This is a genomic window from Ligilactobacillus murinus DSM 20452 = NBRC 14221, assembly GCF_001591685.1.
Lineage (GTDB): Bacteria > Bacillota > Bacilli > Lactobacillales > Lactobacillaceae > Ligilactobacillus > Ligilactobacillus murinus.
The window spans coordinates 1-5,001 of record NZ_BCVJ01000075.1 but is presented as its reverse complement, the minus strand read 5'-3'; the positions used below and the strand labels follow the sequence as shown (position 1 = coordinate 5,001).

1 protein-coding gene is annotated in these 5,001 nt (G+C 40.7%); it reads right to left on the bottom strand.

Annotated features, from left to right (window positions below):
• Positions 1 to 5,001: Rib/alpha-like domain-containing protein (locus LMU01S_RS09440; RefSeq protein WP_082783049.1), on the bottom strand; the 5,001-nt coding region annotated here is incomplete at both ends.

The window sequence follows — 5,001 nt, the reverse complement described above, 5'->3', positions numbered from 1 at the left end:
ACGTCTTTTGAGCCGTCTGGGTAAGTTACTTCTAGCTCTCCAGTTTGATGCCCGGCTTTTGTTGTATCCACTGGTGTCTTCCAACTTAGTTGGGTATCTTTTGGTAAAACTACAGCTGGAGTCAATACATCAGTTGGCGCTAGCGTCTCGCCTAATGAAACCTTTAATCCTTCCTTAGCAACTGGAGCTAAATTCTCTGCTTGAGAAACTACTTTGACCTGTACTGGTAGTTTAGCTGTTGATCCATCCGCAAACGTCAACGTGGCTTCATAACTTTTCACGCCTACTTCATTTGTCTCAACTGGATGATCAAAAAGTGCTTGCGTGACTGAATAAACTTGTCTATCTTGCTCAGTCAGACCTTTTAATGCATCAGTTGCTGGGACCGAAGCCTTCAGATCTTCTACTACTAGTTGCATTTGCAGATCTTTAGCAGCTTCAGCCATTGATGGAGCAACATCCAATTCAACAGGTACTGTTTGAGTCGCTCCATCAGCAAATTCAACTTGCAGTGTTCCTTGAACATGATGATCTTGACCAGGTAATGGTGTAGTCACTGGTTGAACTTTCCATGTATATTTAGGATCAAATTTAGCTAATTCGGTCAGATCAGTTACAACGGTACTTGGATCTGGTACTTTTCCCCAAGCCGTTTTGCGTGTTGGATCGACTTGTGCCCCAACTACTTTAACTGGCAATTCGACTGCTAAAGTAGATCCATCCGCAAATGTCAACGTAACTGGATGAGCATTCATCCCCAATTCAGTCGTTTCGACCGCCCCAGCAAATTTTGCTGTTGTTAATTTGGTCTTATTTTTTGTTTCAGTTGAATAAGCTGTTAACGCCTGAGTTGGATCAACCTTAGCTCCATAGTTTACTGTAAATGCTACATTACTATTTTTTAGCTCATTAGTTGCTTTTTCTGCATCGGAAGGTTCGACTGTAAAGCTTACCGGTAACTGTTGTGTTGCACCATCCCCATAAGTTACCGTAACTGTTCCAGTGACAGTATGTGTTTGCTTTGGTTCAGGAGTCACGTCAGGATCTGTCGCCCACTGATATGCTACTGGGTGTTCTTGTGTCCCAAATCGATCCAGTTCAGACGTATTAGCTACTAGATCTTTAGCTACAACATTTCTTCCCCAAGGCGTTGTCAGTGCCTGCTTAGCTACTGCTCCCACAACTTTAACTAAGACCTGTGAATCTAGTTTTGAACCATCATTAAAACTCAACTGGACTGGATATAACTTTTCACCAGCAGTCAAAGTATCGACATCTTGTTTAAATACTAGAGCAGTTACTTTAGAATTAGTTTTTTCCTCTGTTGTCAAAGCATTATCAGCTTTATCAGCAGGAACTTTGGCTCCATAATTGACGCTCACCTCGTTAAGATGCACATCTTGATCATTTGCAAATCGTTCACCTTCTGAAGGTTTGACTGTCAATGAGACTGGAAGCGTCTGCGTTGCTCCGTTATGATAGGTAACTAAAAGCGTCCCGGTTACTTGATGATCCTCCCCTGCACCTGGAGTTACGACTGGGGCATTTTTCCAGCTATAACTTGCACCAAATTGTTCCAATTCATCAGCATTCGTTACCATATCTTTAGCTGTTGGAAGTTTCCCCCAAGCTGTCTCGACCTTTGAAGCTACATCAGCACCTAAAACTTCGACTTGAACTGGTAAAGTTGTCGTCGACGTGTCAGCAAATGTCAAGGTAGCAGGAACTTCTTTTGTACCAACTGTTGCTGTGTCTACCGGTGTAGTAAATGTCGCTTGTGTCACGCCAAAATTGGTCTTTGTTTCTGGCTCTAATGCATGCATCGCATCAAGATCTGTAGCTCCATAAGCAACTACGACTGGTAATACTTGTTTATCAGTTGCATTATCAAATCTCTCAGCTTGCGAAGCTAACACAGTCAAAGTTACGGGTAAATGTTGAACTACTTTATCAGGGTAAGTTACATCAACAACACCTGAAACTACATGTGATTCTTCTTTAGTCGGTGATACATCTGGTCTTTTGTTCCAAGTATAAGTCGGTGTATATTTAGCTAAAGAAGCTACATTACTTACTAAAGTTTGTGGAGTCGGCAAAACATTCCAAGCTGTTGTAACATCATTTTTAGCTGTTGCACCTACGACTACAACTGGGACTTCGACTGAAGCTGTCGAACCATCTTTAAAGACTACTTGCCCGTTAGCATTTACTTGACCTAATTTAGTCGTAACTACTGGTTGTTCTAGGGTAACTTGACTTACATTGAAATGCGTTTTTTGTTCTGGCGTCAAACTAGCCTCTGGAGCTACCGTTTGCCCATAATGGACCTCGACTTTTGCTGGGGCTACCGTGAACTCACTTGCTTGTGAAGGACCAACTGTCACTGAAACTGGAACTTCTTGAGTCGTCTTATCACCATAAGTTACTACGACTGCATTATGCATTACATGATCAGCAGTTGCTGTCGGGGTCACATTTAATGGTTCTTTCCATTTGTATGTTACTGGTGAATCGGCTTTATCAAATTGTGCTAAAGCTGTAGTATTGGCTACAGCATCTTTAGCTAAAAGCTCGGTGCCCCAAGGTGTTTTCAGATCTGGTCTAGCTGTTGCACCTACAATGTTTACTGGTACATTTGCTAGCATCGTTTTATCACCTTTGGTAGTGACTGTTACGACTCCACGAGCTTGACCAGCTTTCTTTGTCGAAGGACTCTGACTCCAAGTTACACTCTTGACTAAAGATCTTACCGATTGACCATTAAGAGTCTTAGTCCCATCTGTTTCATGCCAACTTTCTAATTCTTCAACAGGTAACGGTCTAAGATCATCATTTACCTCATTGACGTGCATCGCTAATGGCTTAAGTGTGAATTCACCATCTTTTAAATTGACACCTTCAACCTTAACTGGTACTTGGACTTCGATCTCATGGTCATAATTTTTATCGTATTGATCTGGAAAACTTACTTTGACGACCGCATTTTTAGTTCCATTTGTACTTAGATCTGGCTTTTTGACTAAAGTATAGGTCGCATCAGCTGGTAGCTCAGCCGTATTAGCGATCAATGTTTTGGGTTCTTCTAAAAAGACCGCATTTAGTGGATAAGTCAAGCCTTTCACCGCTTTAGGACCTTTTTTGACTTGGACAACTGTTCTTTGTGGAACTGCATTTTCGACTGTATCTTCACTGTGATTTAATTTACTTGAAACTTGTACAGTCACTTGCGTACCAGCTGTCAAAGTTTGTTGATTCAAAGCCACTTCAAAGGGTACTGCTTTAGCTAACGTCGTAAAAGCTTCTGGTCTGACTTCAGTTCTTCCCAAAACATTTCCGCTATCATCAACGACTTTTACAACTTGAGTATTTCTTTCAACATTACTAAAGACTAACTGCCCGTGGACTTTTTTCTCAGCACCATAAGTGTTAGATACATTAGGCATTGATACGTACGGATCAGTAGAATCCGATTCTTCTTTCAAATTCGGTAAAGTATCGCCATCTGAATCATTAAAACTAAGTACACTAGTTGCTAAGGAATATTTTTGCATTTTCCCAGTCGAATCTGAATAATAGTGACTAAATAACAGATTATTACCCGTCATACCCTTTTTGAGCATCTCAGTATAGATGTCATTTAATTTTTTATTCAAACGGTAGACTAGTCGAACCATTACTGGTCGTCCACCAACAAGAAGACCATTATTGAATTCAACAAAATCTTTAAGATTTGAAGGATTCAAAGTACCTGTCCCATCTAAATTCAAAGGTAGATCAGCGACTTTTTTCATCAATTTTGATCTATAAGTTAGCGGTTTATACAAATTATTGAGAAAATTATCTGTGATCGCTTCAAATCCATAAGAACCATCATCCAGACCAAGACCGGCAACACTTTTATCTAATTCGACCGTATAAGCATTATTCTTCTTTTCTAAATAGGGTAATAAAGCAGGGTCGATCGCATAATGCAATTGGAATTGCCACTGATTTTGATACGCCCACATTTCACTCTTTTGCGCTTGATAATAGACAACCAAAGCACCATTTTTCCCGACTGTTGGATCATAATTAACGTTTGAATGAGCCCCGATAAATTTACTATCCGAATCACTTGTGACTGGAACTTTGACTAAAGGATCATTAGGGCCAACTACATAACCTTCATTATTAGTTGCCATTAATGCAGTTCGACTTGAAGCGTCATAAACGTATCCGTTGTAGCCAAGTGGTTCAGTCGCAATATCTGGCAATTTAGGATAAAGATTTTCAAGCGTGTCTTTTAAGGTGATACGCCCATTTTTGGCTAGCACAGGATGACCTGAATCCATTGGGGTCCCACCATAAAGACCACCTTGGGCATACACGACATTGGCTTCCCAGATATTTGTAGGCTGACCACCACTGCCAGGAACTCGAGTAAAATAAACAAACTTATTTTCATCACTTGCTGGACTAAGTGATACTGAAGAAACTTTATCAGCTAAGCGAGCATCTAATTGGAGCCGTAACTTATAATCAGATGACATGACCATCGTTCCTGCGCTTCGATGCATAGTTGCTGTAAAGGGAATAACATTTCCCTTCATGACCTCTGGTGTTAGCATATCTGGATCGACTGACATCGTATAATATTTACGGTTATAACTCATTTGCGGAGTATATAAACCACTTTTATTTGCTACTGCTTTTGAGGCATCGGCTTGCCATTGTGGTGATGTTGGTGTTTCTTCTGGCTTAACACTTAAAGCATTTGTTTTGCTACCATCTGGATCTACCGTCGCACTCGGTACTAAACTTTGCGTATTCTGCTTTTCATTAGGAGTGTTTACTTTTGGTTTGGAAACTTGATCATCCATTGTTGTAGCTGTCAGATCTTTACCAGCAACATTAGCAGACTTACCGGTAGCTGTTGTCAAAGTGCTGGTACTTTCTGCTGTGGTAGTACCTTTATCTGCTTTAGCTGTTTCAACTGCAGATTTTGCTTTATCGGTCGACGTT